Here is a 22,965-nt window from a genome sequence, read left to right on the forward strand (position 1 = left end):
CGTGCCCGACACTGCTGGGGTGGGGTACGACTGGGTTTGCTTCGCCACCGACTACGGCCGGGCGGACGGCTTCACGGCGGCCTGCGAGGGCGTCATCGCCCGCACGGCGCCACATGCGCGTGTGCTGCACATCAGCCACGAAATCCCGCGCCAGGACGTCCGCCGCGGCGCGGACCTGCTGGCCCACTCCGTGCCGTACCTGCCGCGCGCGGTGCACCTCGCCGTCGTCGACCCGGGGGTGGGGACCACCCGGCGGCCGATCGCGATCGTGTCACCCGAAGGGGTACTCATTGGGCCGGACAACGGCCTGCTCCCGCCCGCGGCCGAGGTGCTCGGCGGTGCCATCGCGGCCTACGAGATCACCGAATTCCACCTAGAGCCCGTCTCAGCCACTTTCCACGGTCGGGACATCTTCGCGCCCGCCGCCGCGCAGGTCGCCAACGGTGTTAACCCCAACGCGCTTGGACCGGCCGTCGACCTAGATTCGCTGATACGCCTACCGGAGCCAGTTACCCGCACCGAGCCAGGCAGGGTCACCACGGAGGTCTTGGGCTCGGACAGCTTTGGCAACGTCCAACTGGCCGCCAAAGACCTGGTCGCCGACCCGGGCACGGTGGTCCATGCCCAAGTCGGCGACCGGTCGTTGGAGGCGGTCGTCGGGCGCACGTTCGCCGACGCCCGCTCGGGCGACGCCGTAGTGCTGCTCGACTCGGCTGGCCGGGTCGCGATCGCGGTCAACGGGGGTTCCGCCGCCGAGATCCTGTTGCCGCGACCCGGTGACCGGGCGGTGCTGTTGCTGGCAGCCGCCCCAGCACCGCCCGCCAGGTCCTAGAAGGAAACCTTCCAGGAGTTGATGTACCCCGTGTCGTAAGTGGCGGTGTCGCGGACCGAGAGCTTCCAGCCACCATTGGCGACCTCGCTGGAGAGGTCGACGGTGAACTGGGTGGTCAGGTTCGCCGAACCGTCACCGGGGTTGGCGCGGCGCAGCGGGTAGCTGGTGCCGTCCGGGGCGATCAGGTTGAGCTCGAGGTCACCGACGTAGGTGTGCACGATGTTGACGTCGATCTTGGTCGCGGCCGGCGCGTTGCCGGTGCGGCCGTCGATGGTGACGGTCGAGGTGGCCGCGGCACCGTTGTCGGCGATCTGCACGTCGTCGGTGTTCTCCCACGGGCCGTTCGGCTGCGGGGGAGTGCCGCCCTGCACCGCGGCGAGCGCGTCGACGCGGCCCTCGCCGTAGAAGGTGTTCTTGGCGGTGGTGCCCTTGCAGCGGCTGTCGCTGCCGCAGGCGAGGTCGTCGGCCTGCTCGGCGATCTTGGCCTTGATCTGGTCGACGGTGGCGCTCGGGGTGACGCTCTTGATCAGCGCGGCGACGCCGGCGACGTGCGGGGTGGCCATCGAGGTGCCGGACATCTGGCCGTAGTTGCCGCCGGGCATGGTCGAGTACACGTTGTCGCCGGGGGCGGCCACGTTGACCTTGTTGGCGAAGTTGGAGAACGAGGACTTGGCGTTGCTGCTGGTGATCGAGCCGACGGTCAGCGAGGACTCGAGCTCACCCGGGACGATCTTGCAGGACGCGGTCACCGGGCGGCTGGACGGCGTGGAGTCGTCCGGGCTCAGCGTGTCGGTGGACTTGTTGTCCAGGTCGGTGTTCTCGTTGCCCGCGGCGACGACGTTGAGCACGCCCTTGCCGGTGGCGTAGTCGGCCGCGCGCTTGACGGCCTCCATGATCGCGGCCTGGTCGACGTTGTTGGGGCAGTTGGCCCACCACGGGTCGGTCCAGTAGCTGTTGTTGGTCACCGCGAAGCCGTTGTCGCCCGCGTACATGAAGCCGCAGACCACGTTCTCCGGGAAGAACAGCTGCGTGGTCGGCTCGGCGACGCGGATCGAGGCGACCCGCACGCTCGGCGCGACGCCGACCATGCCCTTGCCGTTCTTGGCCGCGGCGATGGTGCCCGCGACGTGCGTGCCGTGGTCACCGACCGGGCGCCACGCACCGGTGCGGGCGTCGACCTTGCCGTAAGCGCAGGAGACAGACTTAGAGGCGTCGAAGTTCGCCTTGAGGTCGTAGTGCTGGTCGTCGACACCGGTGTCGATAACGCCCACGAGGACGTTAGAGCTACCGGTGGTGACCTCCCACGCCTTGTCCGCGCCGATCTGGGTCATGTCGACCCGGCTGGTCTCGTTGGCGGTCGGCGTGGTCTGCGACGGCGAGGCGGGGATCGCCGGGTTCGAGGACGCGGCGGGCACGTCGGAGGTGCGGGAGGCACCGACCTGCTGCACGCCGGACACCGAACGCATCTTCGAGGCGAAGTCGGCGGCGGTCGAGTGCGCCACGATGACGCCGATCGCGTCGTAGGAGGCGTAGACCGTGCCGCCGTTGCTGCTCACCGCCGACTTGGCGCCGCTGGTGTTGTTCGGGGCGGTGAGCACCAGGTAGGAGCGCAGACCGGCCGCGGCGGCCACGGACTTGCCGGTACCCGGCTTGCCGGGGCCCGCGGCGGCGACACCCGCCAGGGGCGTGAGCAGGCCGACGCTGAGCGCGGCGACGAGCGCCGTCCGCCTCAGCCCGGCGCGGGAACGCAGGAACACGATGTCCTCCGGGGCGTTTCAGGGGCAGGGATCCCCTTTCCGCGCCATGATGACCAAAAACACCCGCCAGAAGAATCCTTGGCGAAAAATGGGTTCAAATGGCCCAGAAAAACCTTAAAAGACTGAAGGCCGTCCCGGGATAAACAGGACGGCCTTCAGGGTATTACCAGGTAGTTCTTTTCGCTAGAAGGTCAGCTTCCAGGAGTTCAGGTAGCCGACGTCGGAGCGGTAGAGGTCCTGCAGCTTGAGGTTCCAGGTGCCGTTGGCGACCTCGGTGGAGGCGTTCACGGTGTAAGTGGCCACGATGTTGTCTGCGGCGTCGTTGGTCGAGGAACCCTTCAAACGGTAAGTGGAACCATCCGGGGCCACGAGGTCGATCACGACATCACCGCGGTAGGGGTGCACCACGTTGACGTCGACCTTGAGCGTGGCGGGCGCGTTCCCGGAAATGCCGGTGACGGTGATCGGACTGGTCACCGCGGCACCGGCGTCCGGGATGGCCAGGTCGGTGGTGTTCTCGAAGGTGCCACCCGGGGTGGTGCCGCCGCCGACCGCGTCCTTGGCGTCGACGCGGCCCTCGCCGTAGAAGTTGTTCTTGGCGGTGGTGCCCGCGCAGCGGCTGTCGGAGCAGGCGAGGTCGTCGGCCTCGGTGGCGAGCCGGGCGCGGACCTGGGCCGGGGTCAGCGACGGGTTGACGCTGAGCATGAGCGCGGCGACGCCCGCGACGTGCGGGGTGGCCATCGAGGTGCCGGAGGAGTTGCCGTAGGTGCCGCCGGGCAACGTGGAGTACACGTTGTCACCGGGGGCGGTCACGGCGATCTTGTCGGTGCCGAAGTTGGAGAACGACGACTTGACGTTCGACGAGTTGATCGAGGACACGGCCAGCACGCTCGGCAGCTCGTTCGGCACGGCGAGGCAGGCGGTGGTGACCGGCCTGCTCGCGGGCGTCGAGTCGTTGGGGCTGGTGGTGTCGGTGGTCTTGTTCGCCAGGTTGATGTTCTCGTTGCCCGCGGCGGCGATGTTCAGCACGCCCTTGCCCTCGGCGTAGGCGGCGGCGCGCTTCACGCCCTCCAGGATCGCGGCCTGGTCGACGTTGTTCGGGCAGTTGAACAGCCACGGGTCGGTGTAGTAGCTGTTGTTGGTGATCTTGAAGCCCTGGTCACCGGAGAACACGAAGGCGCAGATGGTGTTCTCGGCGAAGAACAGGCCGCTCGGGGTCTCCGCGATGCGCACCGAGGCGATCTTCACGCTCGGCGCGACGCCGACCATGCCCTTGCCGTTCTTGGCCGCGGCGATGGTGCCCGCCACGTGCGTGCCGTGCGTGCCCTCCGGCCGCCAGGAGCCCACCCGGGTGTCGAGCTTGCCGTAGGCGCACGAGCCCGACTTCGAGGCGTCGAAGTTCGCCTTGAGGTCGTAGTGCTGGTCGTCCACGCCGGTGTCCAGGACGCCGACGGTGACCGAGGGGGAGCCGGTGGTGACCGCCCACGCCTGGTCGGCCTTGATCTGGGTCATGTCGACTCGGTTCGTCTCGGCCGCGGTCGGGACGGTCTGGGTCGGCGACGCCGGGATGGGCGGGTTGCTGACCTGGGCGGGCAGGTCGCTCGTCCTGGTCGCGCCGACCTGCTGGACACCGCTGACCGCGCGCATCTTCGTGGCGAAGTCGGTGGCCGTCGAGTGGGCGACGACGACGCCGATCGCGTCGTAGGAGGCGTAGACGCTGCCGCCGTTGGTCGCGACCGCGGACTTGGCGCCCGCCGTGCCGTTGGGGGCGGTGATCACGAGGTACGAGCGCAGACCGGCCTGTGCGGCCGAGGGCGCGGCGGGGGCGGCGCTGGCCGGGGCGGTCAACCCGACCACGGCGCAGGCCCCGACCGCGGCGGCGATGACCGCCCGGCGGAACTGGGAACGCAGGAACACGGCTTTCCTCCACGGGTGAAGGCCCCCGGCCGCTGGTGGTCGGGGTGCAGGATGAGCCCTTCACCCACACAGGAGGAGATTGTCATGCGTTTGGGACGTTTGACCGCAAAAAATACACGAAAGGGGCTTAGTTCAACTCGATCGTTGTACCCACCGGCGGGACCTCGAACCGGGCTCCCGCGGGCCCCAGGGAGCGGAACCGGTAGTGCGCGATGTCGATGCCCTTCTGGCTCGCGGTCTGCTCGTGGATCGGCAGGGCCACCTTCGGGTTGACGGCGCGGTAGAAGTCGACCGCCTCGCCGAGCCTGAGCCAGGGGGCGTCCAGCGGCAAGCCGAGGACGGTGATGTCTTGCTCGGGGACGTGGAGGGAGTCGCCCGGGTGGTAGAAGGCGCCGTTGTCGACCACGTAACCGATGTTTGGCGGGACCTCTATGTCGGCGTGGATAAGCGCGTGCACGCCGCCAACCGCTGTGACGGTAGCGCCGCCGAGCTCGATGACGTCACCGACGTTGGCGACCCGGGCAGGCAAACCGAGCTTCTCGACCTCGGCAGTGGTACCGGGATCGATGATGAGTTCGGCGTGCTGGTTGGCCGCCATAAGAGAGGGCAGCCGCACGGGGTCGATGTGGTCGAGGTGCTGGTGGGTGATGAGGACGCCGTCGAGGTCGCGCAGGTCCTCGAAGTCGAACGACCAGACGCCCGGGTCGATGAGCAGGCGGGCGGAACCGGTCTCCAGCAGCACGCACGCGTGCCCGAGATGTGTCACCTTCACATCCGCAGGGTATCGCCAGGGTGCCGTACTGGCGGGTAGCTTCGCCGGTATGACGTTCGAGTCGCTGAACCCGGCCACCGACGAAGTCGTCGGCACGCACCAGGTGCATTCGGCCGCCGAGGTGGACGCCGCGGTCGCCCGCGCCCGCGCCGCCGCCGGGTGGTGGGCCGAGCTGGGACCCGCGGGCCGCGCGGACCGGCTCAACCAGTGGAAGGTCGCGCTGACCAGGCGTTCCGCTGAGCTGGCCGCGGTCGTTCAGGCGGAGACGGGCAAGCCGCGCGCCGACGCGATGCTCGAGATCATCCTGGCGATCGACCACACGGCGTGGGCGGCGCGCAACGCGGCGCGGGTGCTGCGCCGCAAACGCCGCTCGCCGGGTCTGCTGATGGCGAACCAGGCGGCGACGGTGGAGTACCTGCCGCTGGGCGTGATCGGCGTGGTCGGGCCGTGGAACTACCCGGTGTTCACGCCGATGGGATCGATCGCGTACGCGTTGGCCGCGGGGAACGCCGTGGTGTTCAAGCCGAGCGAGTACACCCCCGGGGTGGGGCAGTGGCTGGTCGACTCGTTCGCGTCCGTCGTGCCGGAGCAGCCGGTGTTCCAACTGGTGACCGGGTTCGGCGAGACCGGGGCCGCGCTGTGCCGGTCCGGTGTGGACAAGATCGCGTTCACCGGGTCACCGGGGACGGGCAAGAAGATCATGGCGACGTGCGCGGAGACGCTGACGCCGGTGCTGATCGAGGCGGGCGGCAAGGACGCGTTGCTGGTGGACGCGGACGCCGACATCGCGGCCGCCGCCGATGCGGCGGTATGGGGCGGCATCTCCAACGCCGGGCAGACTTGTGTTGGTGTTGAGCGGGTCTATGTGCACACACGTGTCTATGACGAGTTCGTGGCTGCCGTAGTGGCGAAGGCTCGCGCGGTAGAGGTGGGTTCCCAGATCGGGCCGATCACGATGCCAGCTCAGGTGGACATCATCCGCGGTCACATCGCCGATGCCCTAGCGCGCGGCGGCCGGGCGCTGGTGGGTGGTGAAGGCTCGGGCAGGTTCGTCGAGCCGACTGTCTTGGTAGACGTGCCGGAGGATTCCTTGGCGGTGCGGGAAGAGACCTTCGGGCCGACTCTTACGATCACCAAGGTGGAGTCGATGGACGAGGCCATCGCGAAGGCCAATGACACCCGCTACGGGCTCGGCGGCACTGTCTTCTCACGTTCCAACGGGACAGCTCTGGCACGCCGCCTGCGGTCGGGCATGGTGTCGGTCAACTCAGTCATCAGCTTCGCGGGGATCCCGTCTCTGCCGTTCGGCGGCGTTGGCGACTCGGGCTTTGGTCGAATCCATGGGCCCGAGGGTCTTAGGGAGTTCGCCCGTCCGCAGGCAGTCACCCGGCAGCGCTTCCGCGCGCCGCTTGTCCTAACGACCTTTGCCCGCTCCAAGAAGGTCGATGACCGAGTTGCCAAGCTGGTCAGCCTCTTGCACGGCCGCCGCTAGCTAACTTGGGTCACGCCCTGTGGTCACCCCAGTGGTAACGCAACGCCCGCGCAGCCGATGCACAGGAGCGTATGTCGTACAGCCGCTGGGAGCCCACCATGATCGTCCCCCGGAGAACCCAGGTGGCGGCCCGCCACTTGGGACTGCTCGCCGGAGCCCTGTTGCTCACCATCACCGCTTGCGGCTCCCCGGCCGCCGCCCCACCCACCGTCTCCAGCACCGCTGGAACCACAACGACGACAACCACTAGTACAACGACAACCACCACTACGACCACCACGCCGACGCCGACCACAACGACCACAGTGGTCCAGGTACCCGCACCGGCACCCGTAGCCGTCCCTGTACCGACCACCGCGGTGAAGAAGCCCGCGGTCACGACGACCAAGCCACCGGCGGCCCCCAAGCCAACAACGACCGTGGCCAAACCTGCGTCCAACTGCAACCCGAACTACTCGCCCTGCGTCCCCAACGCGAGTGACGTGGACTGTGCGGGTGGGTCGGGCAACGGTCCCGCTTACGTCAAGGGTCCCATCCGAATCATCGGCTCTGACCCGTACAAGCTGGACGCCGACGGCGATGGCATCGCCTGCGAGAAGTAGGGCCTCTTAGAGTCCGAACGCCTTCTCTACCAACCCATCGACGGCGGTGGGATCACCACGCCCCTCCACTAGCTCCCGCACGGCGTCTACAAGCTCTTGTGCTGCCGCCGTCTCCGGGTCAGGCAGGGGAAACCGCTCCACATACTGGGTGATCCACCGCCGCCGCCCCGCGTATAGCCGGTTCCCGCACACCTCGTCATAGAAGCGGAGACCTAGGGCTGAGTTGGCCACGCCAAGCATGAGGTAGGCCAACCGCTCATCCTCTATGTCCGCCAACGAGATCCAGTAGCAGTCCCCGTTGACCACGGCGCCTGAACGGTCCAACGCGAACCGCCCACGCACGCTGATGTCGGGGAACACGATCTTCGGCGTCGCCCACAACCCCGGCCGCTGCGGTACCCAGATCTCCCACCACTGCCGCCCAGCATCGGTGACGTACTTACGTCCCTTAAGCCGCTCGGCGTGCGACTCCAGGTACTTGGCCGCCCCGGGGAAGACCTCTATGTCTACCGGCGTCCTCTTGTCGCGCTCGAGGTCGTAGGGATAGAGCACCTTCGTACTCGGCACGTCGACATGCCACGCCGTGATGTTCTCGTGGGTCAGCAGAGGCTGCAGCAACTCCGGCTCCACCCCAGCCCAGTCAGACCGGATGAACACCGCGTCGGCCGTGGTCTTGATGCCCACCCGGATCTTGCCGCTCTGCCCGAAGGTCCGCCAGGTCGCCGCCTCGATCCGCTCAAGCCAGCCCCGGCCCCGCAACCGCCACGGCTCAGCCGAATCCGCCCGGTCGGCCAACTCCCCAACCCGCACCGACACCGGCTTGCCCCCGTGCTCGACCACGCTGTCGCCATCAGCCCGCAACGCCTCGAACAGCGTCGCCCCGCTGGTCCGCACAGCCCCCTCATCGCGATAAGCAGCGACAAACCGGCACCGCCCAGGGCCCTCAACCCCAGTCGCGATCACCACGGCCGGGAGCACAGCCGCACTGAACAACCTCGTGTCACCCAAGTCGTAGATCTCCACCGGGTTCAACGCCCCCACAAGCGAACCCCGCACGTTGGCCCCCGCCTTCGTGCTCAAGAACCGGTTCGAGCACACCATCCCCACCACGCCACCCGCCCGCAACAGCCTCGGGAATATCTTGACGAACGGATGCGTGAGATCAATCCTCCCCACCAACCCGAAATCCCGAGCCAACCCCCGCGCCGCCACCGCCCCAAGCTGCTGCGTCCGCACATAAGGCGGATTCGTCACAATCACATCGAATTCCCCCGAACCCAACCCAGCGGCCGCCGAAATGAAGTCCCCCTCCCGCCAACACCCCACCACCCCCCGCTCAGCCGCCCGCTTCTCCGCAACCCCCAACGCCTCCCCGTCAAGGTCGTACCCGACCAACTCCGCCACAACCCCCACCCCAGCAAGAGCCTCAGCGATCGCGAAAAGCAACTCCCCATCCCCACAAGCCGGGTCCAAAACCCGCACCACCCCCCGCCCCCCGAGATGCCGAACCACCCCCGCCGCCAAAAACCCCGCCAACCCCACCGGCGTGTAGTGCCTCCCATGCCGCTTGATCACCGCAGCCTCGGCCCGACCACGCCCCCCAGCCATCCAGCACTCCCACCCAGTCCACCCACCCACGCCCGTCACCCCTGATTGTGCACCTCAACCGCATCGATCCCGCCCCACCTCGCCAGTCCCAGAGTTGAAGGCGATCAAGCCACCCGAACGACTGCCACGGGAGACACGCGGGCCGATCCGGGCTCATCCACTCGAAGGCACAGGACCTCTCGCCGATGTCACTGCGCCGTACAGTCATTCACTCGATTGGGTGATCTGACGGCGAACCGGGCCACCGGGTGGGGACCCTGTGTTGTCGTGGCACGGGGCGGTGGCTCCAGGTGTTCACGGGAGAGGTGAGCAGTGGCCAGCGAGGGCAAGGGTGGGGCGCATGCCGCCCGTACCAGCCTGTTCGCCTACCTCACCGCGGGGCAGTCTGGTGAGTATCGGGCGATCATGGACCTGTTCACCGGGCCGCTGCTCACCGATCTGTCCGCGGGCGAGGTTTCTCACCAGTTGGGTGAACGGGGCGTCACCCTGTCCGTGGATGAGGCCACGCTGCGGTGTGAGCAGTTGGAAACGTGGGGCAACCTGGTGCGCGGGGTGCGCGACGCGCGGGTGCCGACGGTTCGGGAGTTCCTCAAATCACGGGGGCGGTACCAGGCCTCGAAGCTCGGCGGTCGGGTACACCGCGATGCCGAGGCGGTGTTGGCGGCGGGGGACGGGGCGCAGGAGGTGGCGCGGGAACTGCTCGGCGCCACCGTGCACCTGCTCGACCGGGTGTTGGCGCGGATCGGCGCGGCGGAGCCGGATGCCGAGGCGCTGGCCGCGGACGTGACGACGGTCTTCAACAACCAGCAGTTGTTCAACGAGAGCGTCCGCGACTTCTACGCCTACCTCAACGGGATCCTGTCCCGCTACGACCTCGCGGGCGAGGAGTACCACCGGTTCAAGGAGCTCCTGCTCGAGTACATCGACCTGATCACCGCCGACGTCTCCCGGCACGCTCCGGCCATCGCCGCCCGGTGCGTTCGGCTGGTGCCGGTGCTGGACCGCGTGCTGGCGGTCCTCGACGAGCTGCCGGTGCCCGCGATGCCGGACGGGACGCCCGCGGATCGGTTGCCCGGGCGCCACCGGGCGGACTGGGAGCAGCTGCACGACTGGTACGCGGGCACCAACGGCCGGTCCGGTCCGGAAACCCTGCGCGCGGCGGCGGACCAGGCGCTGCGCCAGCTGCTGACCAACGCCAAGCGCATGCTCGCGGCAGCGGGCACCGGCGTCAGCAGGCGCGCTGACCTGCTCAAACTGGCCTCCTGGTTCGACGGCTCGGACTCCGGGGCAGCCCATCGGCTCTACGCGGCGACGTTCGGTGCCTACCCCGTCCGGCACCTCTCCGGCGGGCCGGAGGAGCTCGGGGTGCGCGACGGCGCGAGCACCTCGTGGTGGGACGCCACCCCGGTCGACGTGCCGATCAGCCTGCGGGACCGGGGTGATCGCAGCGCGCGGGGCCGGACGTCCTCCGTCCCGGACCCGGGCTTGGACGCCGAGCGTTTGCTCGCCCAGGCACGCGAGGAGGCGCGGGAACGCGAGCAGGCGGCCGCCGAGCTGGTCGCGGCAGGGGAACTCGACGGGGCTCGGGTGAGCCCGGCAGCGCGAGAGCTCCTGCTCGGACTCCTCAGCTCGCTGCTGGCCAAGCACCAGGACATGGCGGAGCCCGCCACGGAGACCAACACCGACCTGGAGCTGCTGATCGAGGCGGAACCCGCGCTGGGCGCGAACACGACGCTGCACGCCAGAGACGGGTCGGTGGTCGTGCACGACTTGCGGCTCACCGCGCGCCGCCCGTCCAGTGCCGGGGGCGCACGATCGGCGGGAGCCGGGTGACCACCGACGAACACCGGGCGGCGAGCCGCAGGCGGGCAGCGCAGGTGCTGCTCATGCACCCCATCATCACGGCGGCTGAGCGGCCGGAGGACTTGGCGCTCATACGCGGCCACGCGGCCGAGCTCAAGACGATGTTCAAGCGGACGCTCAACTACCAGCTCGTCATCGAGTCCGGTTTCGCACGGCTGCTGAAGACCCCGCTCAGCCAGGACACCGTCGTACGGCCTGCACTCGCGACCAACGGAACGGAGTTCGCACCCCGGACCTACGCGTACCTCGCGCTGGTGTGCGCGAGCCTGCTGTCGCCGAACACCGGGGAGCAGGTGCTGATGAGCGAACTGGTGGAACAGGTCAGGGCCGATGCGGTCACCGCGGCGATCGCCATCGACGACACGACGGCCGAGCAGCGGCACCTGGTGCGCGCGATCAGCCTGCTCGTCACCTGGGGCGTCTTGTCCGAAGTAGACGGTTCAGTCGCCGGGTGGGAACACCGGCAGGACGAGGAAGCCCTGCTGGACGTCCACCGCGGACTGCTCCCGCACCTGTTGACGCGCAGCCTGCGCGATGTCGACGACCCCGGCCGGCTGATCAGCGGCACGCCCGTCGAACCGCTGGCCGCCGAGCGACCGCGGCGCGATCTGCGGCGCAAGCTCGTCGAGAACCCCCTGGTCCGCCGCGAGGACCTGCCCGAGGCCGAACGCGACGTCCTGTCCCGCGAGCGCAGGGAGCTCACCAGGGTGCTGGAGGAGTCCTTCGGTCTGGTGTTGGAGGTCCGGGCCGAAGGTGCCCTGGCCTACGACGTCGACGACGACCTCAGCGATGTGCGGTTCCCCGGGACGGGCACCACCGCCCATGCCGCGCTGCTGCTGGTGAACGCACTGACGGACGAACTACGCCCCACCGCGACGACAACGGCGACGATCGATGAGCGTGTCGTGCCGGGCGCTTTCGTCTCCTGGGACACCGCGCAGTCAGCTCTCGACCTGGTCGTGGAGCAGTACGGCAGCGCGTTCGCCAAGGGCGCGGTGGCGGATCAGGACCGCCTGCGCACGGACGTCCTCGACCTCTTGCAGGCGGTGTCCCTGGCGGTCGTCGTGCCGGGCGGTTTCGTGCTGCACCCCGCCGCCGCGAGGTACCGGCCAGAACCACACCGCGCGCCCGCGAAGACCCGGGCTCAACGCAGGCTCGACGACGCACCACCCGCACTGTTCTCGACCGGCCAGTCCGATCACGAGGGGGAGTCATGATCGGCGACAGCGGCGAGCTCGCCTTGGGCACGCAAAAGCGCCATAGCCAGCGCTGGCGGATCACCCGAGCGGGCATCCTGAACGTCTGGTTCTACTACGACGCCGAGTTCGTGTTCTCCGGCGGCCGGATGATCCTGCGTGGCACCAACGGTTCTGGTAAGAGCAGGGCATTGGAGATGCTGCTGCCCTTCCTGCTCGACGCCGACCGCCGCAAGATGGACGCGACCGGGTCCGGCAAGGTCCGGCTGGAAGACCTGATGCGCAACGGGGCTGAGGGGCAAACCAACCGGTTGGGCTACCTCTGGCTCGAGGTCACCCGCGAGGTCGAGACCGACGACGGGACCGAGCGGCAATTCCGGACCATCGGCGCCCTCATCCGGTTCTCCGCGAGCACCGGCGAGGCGAAGCCCTGGTACTTCACCACCCCGCTGCGGGTGGGCGAGGAACTGCGGCTGATGGACGACCGCAGGCAGCCGCTCTCGCGGGAGAAGCTCGGCGAGCTGCTCGGTCCGGACTTGATCACCGACCGGGCCGAGGTGCACCGCGAACGCGTCGGCGCTCTCGTCTTCGGTCTCACCGGCCAGACCGCGCGCGAGCGGTACGCCGGTCTCCTCCAGCTCTTGCACACGTTGCGCGCGCCGGACATGGGCAACCGCATCGATGAGGGCAACCTGCCGAAGATCCTTTCCGACGCCTTGCCACCGCTGTCGGAAGTGACTCTGCGCGAGGCGGGCGAACGGCTCGACTCGTTGAAGGACTCCCGCGATGAGCAGCGGCGCCTGCTCGAAGCGGTGGAGCAGGTCAACGGGCTGCTCGACATCTACCGGCGGTACACCGCGCGGACCCTCAGCGATTCCGCCGAGCACGCCGCCAAAGCAGCGGCCCAGACGGTCGATCTGGAACAGAAGAGCCTTGCGGCAAAGGAATGGCACGCACGTCTAGCTGGCGAGCATGCCCTTGCTGTCTCCACCATCACCGTGAAACGGGAGGAGCAGGAGGTCCTGGCGGAGACGATCAGGGGCATCGAAAGCTCCGACCTCTACCGGACCAGCATCGACCTGCACAACTTGGCCAACACGGTGGACACGCTCAGGCGGGCATCCGGCCTGGCGTTGGGTGCGGCCCAGGACCGTCGCAACGAAGAAGCCGCAGCCGTCCGCCGAGCTGACAACCAGGCCGAAACCGCGGTGCACGAGGGGAACTCGGTCAAGCCCGTCCTTGAACAGGCCCGTGATGCCCTGGCGGCGGCGCACCTGCCGACGGGTGCGCTTCCCACTGCGGTGACGGCAATGACTGCACCCGGGGCCTCTCGAGCGGAAGAGGTACGTCTCGATCTCGATAGTTCACCGGAGCTCGTGAAGCGTCCTGCGCACAGCATCCTGCAGGTTTCACCCAGTTCCCTCGACGACGTCGTCACAACCACCCGCGACTTGGGCGATGCGGCTGAGCGACGCGAATCCCAGGCGCGGAGCAGGCTGGCGACAGCGGAGAAGCTGGAGCAGAAGGAAAGGGCGACGCGCGTCGCCGAAGACAAGGCACAGGACGCCGCTGACAAAGCGGAAGCCGCGGCGGAACTCGCACAGGAAGCAGCGGAATCGCGGGACGACCAGGCGCGCGAGTTGGCCGCGTTGTGGCGCAAGTGGACAGTTGATGACCACTCCACCAGCGCCCTTGGTGAGGTCGACTGGTCGCGAACCCCGGTGGGTCCGCTGCTGTTGGATGCGGACTCCCTGGCCGGAGCACATGAGCACAACGACGACCTCAAGCTGCTGGACGCCGCAGCCGTGGAGGCGGCGAGTCCGGCTCGGGAGGCCATCGCCGCTGGTCGGGCCGAACTGCGGCACCGGCAACAGGAAGACGACCGGACCCGGGCTCAAGTGGTCGCCGAGCGCCGCGACCTGCTCGCCGCGCGCGACCCAGAACCGCCCGCGGCACCCTGGATCGGCGGCGGTCCCGCCGGGGCCTTGCCCTTGTGGCGGGTTGTCGACTTCGCGGACGCGGTGCCGGAGCAGCAACGGGCAGGCCTCGAAGCGGCGTTGATGGCCGCAGGACTGCTGTCCGCCTGGATCACCCCGGACGGTTCGGTGCGCGCCGAGACGGGCCAGGTCCTGCTCACCGATTCCGCCCCGGCGGTCGAGGGATCGATTCGCGCCGCACTGCGCTGGGACGAGGCGAGCACCCTGCCAGAACCGCTGGTCACCGGGGTGCTGTCCCGGATCGGCCTCGGGCGCGGAGCGGGAACCTGGGTGGACGGCGACGGTCGCTGGGGAGCTGGTCCGCTGAGCGGTAGGCACCAGGTCGACCGGGCGAGGCACATCGGGGCGGCTGCCCGGGCCGCGGCCAGGGCGGAACGGCTCGCTCAGATCGTCGAACTACTAGCCGCTCTCGACGCGAGGGATGCCGGCCGCGGACTCGAACTGGAGCAGTGGGGGCGCCGGGAGAACGAACTCAACCAGCTTGTGCGCACGTCTCCCTCCTCGAACGACCTGCTCCAGGCCAGGTTGCGGGCGGGCAACGCAGACCGGGAGGCGGCCGATTCGAGCAGGGCCGCGGGCCGGTTGCGGCAAGCGGCGACCACGCTGCGCACTGAGCTGACCAGCGACCAGCGCGCCCATGCTGAGCAGTGCGTTCGGATCGGCCTCCCGCAAGATCGCCAAGGCTTGACCGAGATCGGCGAGGCGGCCCGTGAGGCCATTCGGTCATGCCGCGACCTGGTCCGGCAGGTCAACCGATTGCAGGCAGCCATAGGGACACACGACGGCCTGGCAAGGGAGGTCGACGACGCGGCGGGCAAGCGGGGTGCGGCCGAGCGGATTGCGGACGAGGCGTGGGGTGAGTGGCACCGCGAACACGCCGGGTACACCGCGGTGCAGGAAGCCGTGGGCGCTGACATCGCCGACGTGCAACGACGCTTGCAGGACGCCAAGAGGGAACTCGGCAAGGTCCGCATCGAGGTCAACGCGTTGAACCTCGAAGAACGACGACTGAGTGACCAGACAACAGCGGCGGCAGGACTCACCGAACAGGCCGCGCAGGACCTGTCCCGCGGTGCCGCGACCATGCGGGACGCGCTCAACCAGCTTGAGCGCAAGGTCGCGGTCCCGGGCGTATTTCAGGCCGCGGCCAAGCGCATTCCCCCAACCGCGTCCGAATCGGCGACGGCAACCGAAGCGATCGCTTTCGCCCGGCAGGTCCAAGAAGCGGTGGACCGCAGCGGTGCCAAGGTCGACGAGAGCGCCTTGGTGCGGGCTCTGCAAACGGCCGCCAGCGAACTCACCAACACCTTTGACCTGAACTACGACTTGGTGGCGGGGATCTGGCAGGTCGAGCTGACCGACGCGACAGGCAGGCAACCCGTCGTGGTCGCGGCGGAGAACCTGCGGGAACGGGCTGACCGGGCGGGGAGCGCCCTCACCGACCGCGAGCACCAGGTCTTCACCGACTTCGTGGTCGGCGGCGTCGGTGAGGAGCTGCGCCGACGGCTCATCCAGGCCGACCAACTGGTGAAGGCGATGAACACCAGCCTGGCCGACATCCGCACCAGCCACGGCATCGGGGTGCGGTTGCGCTGGGTGCTGACCGAGGACGCCGACAGCCGTATCGCCCGCATCCGCGAGCTGGTGCAGGCCAGCTCCGCCGTGCGCTCGCCGGAGGAGACCGCGGAGCTGATCGTGCTGCTCAAAGAGCGGGTGGATGAGCAGTTCGCCCGAGATGCCGATGGCGGCTACCGCGCCCACCTGAGCACCGCGGCGGATTACCGGCAGTGGCACCGCGTGGAGGTGACCATCCTGGGCCCGGCACCCGGCCAGGAGCGCAAGATCAGCAGGAAGGCGAAGCTGTCCCAGGGCGAAACCCGGTTCGTGTCTTACGTCGCGCTATTCGCCGCCGCCGATGCGTACCTGTCTGGACTGCCCGACACCGACTTGGCGTTGCGGCTCATCCTGCTCGACGACGCCTTCGCCAAGGTCGACGAGCGGACCATCGGCGAGTTGATGGGGCTGCTGGTGCGGTTGGACCTGGACTTCTGCATGACCGGACACGCGCTGTGGGGCACCTACGGCCAAGTGCCCAGCGTCGATGTCTACGAGATCCGCCGCTCGGAGGGCACGGCGGCCATCGCGACCCGTGTGCATTGGGACGGACACACCCGGCATTACCTGAAGTCGACGGGGTGATCGCCGGTGTCGGGCATCCCGGAGGACATGCGTGCCTACTTGTTGGCAGTGGAGTTGGCCCCGGTGTGGTCGGCGCTGCGCAGGCGACTTGAGCGAAACGGGCTCTCGGCGACGGGTGTGCTCCAGGTTGAGCTGACCTACCAGGCGGCCGAGCGCCTGTCCGGCCTGCTGCGTCGGACCCTGTCGGCGGGAACCGTCCGCCTGAACCTCGCGGACCTCGACAAGGCGCTGCGCAATTCCGCGGCCGCGCGTGGGCTTGTCCCGGTGGTCGCCGAACTCACCGGGGGCGCCATCGCCGACACCAAAGCCGCCAACGCGGCGCGAATGGCTTCACGCCAAGGGCTATGGGAGAACTGGGAATCCTCGCTGATCGAATCCGGACTCGCAGCGGCTCCATGGGTTGCGCAGTGGCAGGAGGGTGTTCGGCGCGCGGGTTTGCTCACCCGCGCAGGTGAGTTGGCACCGGTGGTGATCCGGCAGGCGATGGCCGTGCTGCGCGCTCTGTCGCAGGTCGTCCCGCTGGGTGCGCCGCTTCCCGGTGCTGTGCGGCGGGCGGTTCCCGCTGATCCGGCCTTCGAGCTCGCCGAGCTGGCCAGCAGGTGCTGCGCGGACGCACACGCACTTGATGACGGGCAGCTGACCAGCGCCTTAGTGCTGCGGGCGATCGCGGAGGCAAGCGGCGAATCGGTCCCGTCCACGGCGGCGCGACGGCGTGAGCTGTGGAGTTCTGTCGGCGTGTCGCCGGATACGGTGTCCGGCACGCTGCTGGCGTGGGCGCTCCGGCCGCCCGGCGACTCGCCGTGGGCCGTGATGATGCGCGCACGCGCGGACTTGGGGCTGGTAACGCACATAACCCTGCAGGAATGGGCCGTTGCACGCGATGTCAACTGGGTCAGCTCGGGTGACCGGGTCCACGTGTGCGAGAACCCGCAGATCGTCCAAGCCGCGGCCCGCGCAGGCGCTCTCGGCACCCTGCTGTGCACCTCCGGGAACCCGGCAACGGTTGCGCGCCTCGCCATCGACAAACTTCTGGAAGAGACCGGCGTTGCCTACCACGGAGACTTCGACCCACCGGGACTGCGCATCGCAAGTCGCCTCTACGCCCGGGGCGTGCAACCGTGGCGGTTCAACGAATCGGACTACCTCGAAGCCGTCCAGGCAGTCGCCCCGGCCATCACGTTCACTGGGGAAGTACCCGAGACACCGTGGAGTCCTGGCCTGGCAACAGCTATGCGAACGCACAACGTCGCGATCCACGAAGAAGCCGTTCTGGAACGCCTACTTCCCGACCTCGCCAACGAGTAGCGATTGACGAATCATGGCTGACCCGCTGGCTCTACCGCACGCCCTCCGATGTACCGGCGCATGTACCGGACGAAGGCGTCCACCGAGCCCCTGTCCAGCACATCCGCCCGTCGGACCTCGATCGACCTGAGCCGATGCCCGCTCCTGAGCTGCGCGGACGCGTTCGCCCAGTAGAGGAGGTCGGTGCCCGGGTCGTAAACCACGCAGACGACCGGGGCATTGGCCGTGCGCCACGACTCGCTGTGCTGCCTGACCTTCACCCGGTACCCGCGCGCACTCCTATAGGACACTCCGCCCTTCACCTGCACCGCGATGGTGTACCCGGTGGGGCGGCACGCCTCGTTGAAGCTGACGTACAGGTCTTCACCGAAGTCGTTGTGGCCATCGATCTTCTGGACGATGTGGCCGCTCTCCTGGAACAACGAGGTGACTCGGTTGACCGCCCGGTCCTCCAGGAGCCTTCTGGGGTCAACCCGGCTCATGCGCGGGTCCAGCGGGAGAGCTGATAACAGCGGCGTTCGGGCTCTTCGGCGGCGAGTTCCACGGTGGCATCCAGTTCTGACCGGGGTCGGAAGCGGTCGAGGTGGTTGCCAGCGAATCAGGGCGCGCGGAATTCAGCTAGGTGGTTGCAGGCGCGTCACCGGGGTTGACCCGGGGGCGGCTCAGTGCTTGTTGCGCCGCCGGGCCAGGTCGAACAGGTGCCGGTGCATCTCGTCCAACCGGGTCAGGATCTCGTTGAGCCGCATCTCGACTACGTCGAGCCGCGACCGGAAGGGGTCATCGGGGTCAACGACCTCGCCCAACCGCAGCGGCGCCCGCCCGTGCAACACCGCACTCAGGTGGTCGGGGTGCAGGTCCAGCGCGACCGACAGCGCTTCAAGCGTGCGCGCACTCCGGCGGCGCACCACCGAGTGGTACTGCAGCTCGCGGATGATCGCCTGCGACACCTGCGACCGCTCCGCCAACTCCCGCTGCCGCCACCCAAGCTCCGCCAGCCGCGTCGTGATGACCTTCGCGACCGCCGCCCAGTCCTCCGCCACCTACTCCTCCGCGCCTCGCCCGTCACGGAGATATTAGTCCTAAAATCGGCTCATTTTGCTCTTCAGACAATATCCGCGCCGAAATTGCCGAACTGGACTCCACCCCTCTTAAGCGAACATCTTAGGAGGCTTTGGGTTCTCCTCCAACACATAGGGCCAACTATGTTGGGCGGCGCTACGGAGCACAAAACCCCTCTTAGGATAAGAACCTCGGTTTATCTCTCTTAACGCATCGCTCGCGGAAGGCCTATGGGCGAGCAGGTGACCGCGATCCACCTTGAGCGGGTCAGACCCGACTACTCGATCATCGACACCGGACGCGACCACCCCACCCCAGCCCTCCACTGGCAAGCGGCCGCCCCGTGTGCCCAACGTCAGCAGCCGGACCGTATGACTAGTGCGTGACCGAGGCGTCAGGCCAGTGTTCATCTCCCGACTGGGCATGCTGCACGCCCGGTGCTGACCGCGCGGGCAGCATGTCAGCGGCCAGCGCTTGGTCACCATCGGCCACGCAGACGAGCGCCAGTGCCAACTTCCCGTCGCCGGTCGGCGACTATGATCTTCGTGCAGCGAAGTCGACTGGCGTGTGCGGATGATCTGCGGAGGAGTTTCCATGCAGAGACTGGTTTTCTACCTGGTTCTCATACTGGCCGCACTCATCGCGGTCTTCTTCGTCAAAGATGCGATCCTGGTTGGCCTGATAGGCGGGATCGCCACCGGGTTCGCCGTTCCCTTCGTGGACACAGTGTGGAACAACCTGACAAACCTGCGCCTCCTCTACGCGTCTATCCGTTACAGAAACGCAACGATTCGCGTATCGTTCTCGTACCTCTTCCGCATCGAGGACGAGGGCAAACTCCTCCTGGTTCACGGCCGTCGAATCGACCAGTTCCAGCCGGTAGGCGGGGTGTACAAGGCAAACGCCTCCGCGAGCGGCCGGTTTCGAGAGTGGGGCGTACAAAGTGACGACCTAATCCCAATCGACAAGGCGAGCACAAGAGATATCCGCCTGCGCGTGCCCGGCCGCCACTTGTACGCTTTCGTTCGATGGTTCGAAAGCGGGAAGGACCGAGAAACATCGCCGTGGCGCGAGTTCTACGAGGAACTTCTTGCGACAAAGATCCTACCGAGCAGCGAATTCCCCTACATCCACCACAACTTCGTACGTCAAGAAGTGCGCCCCCTCCGCTACAGCGATCACGCCCAGTCACTCGAGTTGCTGGTGGCTGACATATACGAGCTCGAACCAACAGACGCACAACTGACCGCGCTACGCGAAACCAAGACCACCAACTCCCCAGACTTCCGGTGGTCAACCCCACCCGAAATCAGACGACGAGGCGCCACACCCGGCCAGCATCAGAAGTTTCAGATCTCTGAAACCGCCAACTGGACACTGTAGAAACCAACCACCGCGCGTCCGATCTGGCCACCCACCCGAAGACCCATCTCCCCGAAAGCGCCGTACCCCCACACCTCACCGACTGGATCAGTGGACTCCCCCCGACAGCCCTGGTCGACACGCTCCCCCAAGCAGAAGCCAAACGCGCCCCCACCCGCACAGAGTTGACCGACCTCCCAACCAGCCACAAGGTCGCCCCCACCGAGATCGACGCCACAGCCCGCCAGACCAAGGACGCCAACCCTCCAAGCCACAGGAGCTGTACACCACCCTTGACCTGGATCCCCCCACAACACAGAAGACCGGACGCTCAACGTGAGCATCCGGTCCGTGTGAATAGTGCGTGTCCGAGGGGCGATAGCCGTATAACCCCTACTTTCGATCCTGGGTCTTGAACCTTCAAGCGGTCCGAGGCATGTCAGCCACCGTCTCTAAGGCTGTAGCTACCGTAGGGAATCCGGCCTATCAATAGCATCTTTAGGGACAAAGGAAATGAGCATGGCAAATCGTTCTCTAGAGTTCCTTCGGAATTATGCAGGACCGTAACTCCATATCTGGGACCGCTTAGGGCCTTCCTGAGTTTGCGTGCGGTAGTACGATGTCACGAGTTGGTGCAAGTTAACAGAAAGGAATAACCTAGGTGCCAGTACCGGTGAAGTTCAACCTTCTGGGTCTATACGGCGAGCTTAATCACAGCGTCAATTTTCCCCGTGACGACGAGTTTCACATTATATACGGACCCAATGGTGTGGGTAAGACCAAGCTCTTTCAGGTTGTTCGCGCTTTGGGTCAGCTTGACCTGCGGGACTTGATGTCGCTTCCATTTGGCTATGCTGAAATCGAGTACGACGATCAGTCTAAGATCTCAGTGGAGAAGGTGGCGACGAAGAAGCTCCCTCGTCGAGAGGGCTTGAGTTTTAGACTCCACCATCCCGGAACATTGTTCCCCATTGACTGGACCCCTGACTTGGAAGCCCCATTCCCTAAAAGTGGACACTTTACGGTTGGAGGTTCCGAATGGCGCTATTTGGGCGGGAATCGATGGATTGATGATAGCGACGGAGAGATAGTTGAAAGTGATGAGTTGAGAGCGAGGTACGATACTGAGCTTCCTACCGAGGACGCACCGGAGAGTTTCAAGCTATTTCAGGGTTCCGTACATTCGTACCTTATTGAAACGCAAAGACTTCGGAACTACACGGCTCCTCAGGCTGTATTCCAAAGCCGTAGTGGACGCATGGTTCGTGTGCGAAACAGGAGAACGCCTCAGGATGATGCGGTTTCCCGGTATGCAGAAGACCTGCAGAATCGCCTCGAATCTGCCCTCGCGCACAATTCGCGTACTACACAGAACCTTGACCGCACATTTCCGCGTCGCTTGCTTGAAAACATCCCTGACGAAAACGAAGCAAGCATTAGGTTCAGGTACGCCACCCAGAATCAGAAGCGCGAGCGACTGGCGGAGTTGTCGCTCATCGGGTCTGAGCCCGAACTTCCCCTTCAGGATCAGAAGCTAGAAGATTGGCAACGTCGCGTACTACGCACGTATCTGGACGACACTGAATCCAAACTCAGGACATTCGATGACATTCTGGGGAAAGTGGACTTGCTAGAGGAGATTATCAACCAACGATTCAAGAGGAAGAAGATTAGTGTAAACGCCGACGAAGGTCTACGGATTGACGTTGAGAACTCTAAAGGCCAAATTCGACCGGAGGACCTGTCCTCAGGTGAGCAGCACGAGTTGATTATGTTCTACGATCTACTATTTCGCACCCCGCCGGGTGCTCTTGTCATGATAGACGAACCAGAGATCTCCCTCCATATCGGATGGCAACGACGCTTTCTCGATGACATCATGAAAGTGGCGCAGATATCCGGTTCTCGAATGTTGGTCGCCACTCATTCGCCTCAGATTATTGGCAATTGGCGCCATAGGGCTACGGCCCTGGGGTTCGATTCTGACGTCGACCTTCAGCAAGAAGGGTTCAGCGAGGAATGAACCTTACGGGGCCCGAGGTAGTTAACACCCTCATCCTAGAGAGGCAGGTAGACGATAGGTCTGCCATCGTAGTTGAAGGGCAAGAGGACTTGCAACTACTAGATATCCATTTGATCGACACTGAGGTATATATTATTGCCGCTGGCAGTAAGACGGCGGTGCTGTCGGCGGCTGCTCGATGTATGCAAGATGGAATCGACTGGGCCGCTTTTGTCATTGATTTGGATACGGACTCGTTCGAAGATTACGTCGACTCTGTACCGATTGGCGCTTTGGCTTCGTCTGAGAACTACGACATGCTTGCAGATGTATTGGAGAAGAATCCTTATCTGGCCACTCGCGCGGTGGTCAGTCACGCAAAACCGGGAGTCGCAAGAAGCATTGAAAGTGCCCATCGGAGGTCGATCTACGAGATTGCACTGACACTCATAGAGCCAGTAACTGCGCTTCGCTACCTAGCAATTTCTGGACAACTCAGCATATCTGCACGAAAGCTGGACTTCACGGGAGCTTTGAACAGTTACAATAAGGGTGTCTTGGTTGATTTTGTTGCAGGTCTAGCAGAGAGGCGATCAGGCGGGAAACACGCTAAGAGTAGAGTGGCGACGTTGCTACACGAAGTGCTATCTGATAAGGAGCGATACTCCATCTTCAAGAGAACAAACAGCCACGACTTAATCTCGGCCATCTCCGACATTGTGCGACATCAGGGAAAAGGAGCCTTGGCGCACACCCTAATCGCCGGTACCATACGCGCCTCTTTGGGCTGCAAAGATTTTCAGATGCTGAAGGCTGTGAATGACCTGTCCAGCTGGGCTATGGTCAGGGGTTCATCCATCTTCAAGTGTGCGGCACTTCAAGAAGGCACGTTGTCCAATAACCTGGAGTGATCGCCCCTGGTCAAGGTAGCTCTTATGAAGTTCAAAGCGGGGGGCTGGGGCGAGGTGTGGTGGCATCAGCCAAGAGGTCGGGCGACCTCGT

The 22,965-nt window shown here is 66.1% G+C and carries 16 protein-coding genes and 1 pseudogene; 10 read left to right on the forward strand and 7 right to left on the reverse strand.

Translation table 11 applies throughout. The features are described 5' to 3' along the window. Position 1: 1 nt before the first annotated feature. The gene (locus tag LV75_RS28005) at positions 2–832 is read left to right on the forward strand and encodes an SAM hydrolase/SAM-dependent halogenase family protein (protein ID WP_253890191.1); all 831 of its coding nucleotides are present in this window, start codon (positions 2–4) and stop codon (positions 830–832) included. Here LV75_RS28005 and LV75_RS28010 read toward each other — a convergent pair. The 3 genes from LV75_RS28010 to LV75_RS28020 form a co-directional block, all read right to left on the reverse strand. Beyond that, a complete protein-coding gene (locus LV75_RS28010; protein ID WP_253890193.1) occupies positions 829–2,589 on the reverse strand; it encodes a S8 family serine peptidase in 1,761 nt (586 codons plus the stop codon). The genes LV75_RS28005 and LV75_RS28010 overlap by 4 nt on opposite strands. 183 nt (positions 2,590–2,772) lie before the next feature. Further along, positions 2,773–4,506 (reverse strand): S8 family peptidase, encoded by a 1,734-nt coding sequence (locus tag LV75_RS28015; RefSeq protein WP_253890195.1) that lies wholly within the window; start codon positions 4,504–4,506, stop codon positions 2,773–2,775. A 127-nt stretch (positions 4,507–4,633) separates the two neighbouring features. Further along, positions 4,634–5,278, reverse strand: coding sequence for an MBL fold metallo-hydrolase (locus LV75_RS28020; RefSeq protein WP_253890197.1), 645 nt, complete (start codon positions 5,276–5,278; stop codon positions 4,634–4,636). Between the two features lie 49 nt (positions 5,279–5,327). Between LV75_RS28020 and LV75_RS28025 the strand changes: the two genes are divergently transcribed. Continuing rightward, positions 5,328–6,770: an aldehyde dehydrogenase family protein gene (locus LV75_RS28025; RefSeq protein WP_253890199.1), complete on the forward strand. Its 1,443-nt coding sequence runs from the start codon at positions 5,328–5,330 to the stop codon at positions 6,768–6,770. Between the two features lie 98 nt (positions 6,771–6,868). Then, positions 6,869–7,372: a hypothetical protein gene (locus tag LV75_RS28030; protein ID WP_253890201.1), complete on the forward strand. Its 504-nt coding sequence runs from the start codon at positions 6,869–6,871 to the stop codon at positions 7,370–7,372. A gap of 6 nt (positions 7,373–7,378) precedes the next feature. On the opposite strand, the gene LV75_RS28035 is transcribed toward LV75_RS28030, so the two are convergent. Together LV75_RS28035 and LV75_RS35955 are read right to left on the reverse strand one after the other, a co-directional pair. Further along, on the reverse strand, positions 7,379–8,266 hold the full coding sequence (locus LV75_RS28035) for a TaqI-like C-terminal specificity domain-containing protein (RefSeq protein ID WP_253890203.1): 888 nt from the start codon (positions 8,264–8,266) through the stop codon (positions 7,379–7,381). A gap of 105 nt (positions 8,267–8,371) precedes the next feature. Beyond that, a pseudogene (locus LV75_RS35955) lies at positions 8,372–8,980 on the reverse strand (Eco57I restriction-modification methylase domain-containing protein); the annotation flags it as partial. A gap of 312 nt (positions 8,981–9,292) precedes the next feature. On the opposite strand from LV75_RS35955, the gene LV75_RS28040 reads away from it, so the two are divergent. The 4 genes from LV75_RS28040 to LV75_RS28055 are packed head-to-tail and all read left to right on the forward strand — an operon-like array spanning position 9,293 to position 17,540. Next, entirely contained in the window at positions 9,293–10,813 is a 1,521-nt protein-coding gene (locus LV75_RS28040; RefSeq protein ID WP_253890205.1) for a TIGR02677 family protein, read from the forward strand. Continuing rightward, positions 10,810–12,060 (forward strand): TIGR02678 family protein, encoded by a 1,251-nt coding sequence (locus tag LV75_RS28045; RefSeq protein WP_253890207.1) that lies wholly within the window; start codon positions 10,810–10,812, stop codon positions 12,058–12,060. The genes LV75_RS28040 and LV75_RS28045 overlap by 4 nt, the downstream gene beginning before the upstream one ends. Then, positions 12,057–16,235 carry a TIGR02680 family protein gene (locus LV75_RS28050; protein WP_253890209.1) on the forward strand — a complete coding sequence of 1,393 codons (4,179 nt, stop codon included), beginning with the start codon at positions 12,057–12,059 and terminating at the stop codon, positions 16,233–16,235. The genes LV75_RS28045 and LV75_RS28050 overlap by 4 nt, the downstream gene beginning before the upstream one ends. Before the next feature lie 6 nt (positions 16,236–16,241). Continuing rightward, the gene (locus LV75_RS28055) at positions 16,242–17,540 is read left to right on the forward strand and encodes a TIGR02679 domain-containing protein (protein WP_253890211.1); all 1,299 of its coding nucleotides are present in this window, start codon (positions 16,242–16,244) and stop codon (positions 17,538–17,540) included. A gap of 11 nt (positions 17,541–17,551) precedes the next feature. Here LV75_RS28055 and LV75_RS28060 read toward each other — a convergent pair whose 3' ends face one another. Then, on the reverse strand, positions 17,552–18,022 hold the full coding sequence (locus tag LV75_RS28060) for a DUF4365 domain-containing protein (RefSeq protein WP_253890213.1): 471 nt from the start codon (positions 18,020–18,022) through the stop codon (positions 17,552–17,554). A gap of 180 nt (positions 18,023–18,202) precedes the next feature. Further along, complete coding sequence (locus LV75_RS28065) at positions 18,203–18,580, reverse strand: helix-turn-helix domain-containing protein (protein ID WP_253890215.1); 378 nt, start codon at positions 18,578–18,580, stop codon at positions 18,203–18,205. Positions 18,581–19,193: 613 nt separating this feature from the next. Here LV75_RS28065 and LV75_RS28070 point away from each other — a divergent pair. The 3 genes from LV75_RS28070 (at position 19,194) to LV75_RS28080 (ending at position 22,874) form a co-directional block, all read left to right on the forward strand. Next, positions 19,194–19,982 carry an SMODS-associated NUDIX domain-containing protein gene (locus LV75_RS28070; RefSeq protein ID WP_253890217.1) on the forward strand — a complete coding sequence of 263 codons (789 nt, stop codon included), beginning with the start codon at positions 19,194–19,196 and terminating at the stop codon, positions 19,980–19,982. A 652-nt stretch (positions 19,983–20,634) separates the two neighbouring features. After that, entirely contained in the window at positions 20,635–21,984 is a 1,350-nt protein-coding gene (locus LV75_RS35670) for an AAA family ATPase (RefSeq protein ID WP_253890219.1), read from the forward strand. Further along, a complete protein-coding gene (locus LV75_RS28080; protein WP_253890221.1) occupies positions 21,981–22,874 on the forward strand; it encodes a hypothetical protein in 894 nt (297 codons plus the stop codon). Before LV75_RS35670 ends, LV75_RS28080 begins: the two co-directional genes overlap by 4 nt. The last annotated feature ends 91 nt before the right edge of the window (positions 22,875–22,965 follow it).

This window comes from Actinokineospora diospyrosa (assembly GCF_024171925.1).
GTDB lineage: Bacteria > Actinomycetota > Actinomycetes > Mycobacteriales > Pseudonocardiaceae > Actinokineospora > Actinokineospora diospyrosa.

Coding starts and splice junctions, on each gene's coding strand:
- LV75_RS28025 (WP_253890199.1), top strand. CDS start 5,328: ATGACGTTCGAGTCGCTGAACCCGGCCACCGACGAAGTCGTCGGCACG.
- LV75_RS28030 (WP_253890201.1), top strand. CDS start 6,869: ATGATCGTCCCCCGGAGAACCCAGGTGGCGGCCCGCCACTTGGGACTG.
- LV75_RS28050 (WP_253890209.1), top strand. CDS start 12,057: ATGATCGGCGACAGCGGCGAGCTCGCCTTGGGCACGCAAAAGCGCCAT.
- LV75_RS28060 (WP_253890213.1), bottom strand. CDS start 18,022: ATGAGCCGGGTTGACCCCAGAAGGCTCCTGGAGGACCGGGCGGTCAAC.
- LV75_RS28070 (WP_253890217.1), top strand. CDS start 19,194: ATGCAGAGACTGGTTTTCTACCTGGTTCTCATACTGGCCGCACTCATC.
- LV75_RS28080 (WP_253890221.1), top strand. CDS start 21,981: ATGAACCTTACGGGGCCCGAGGTAGTTAACACCCTCATCCTAGAGAGG.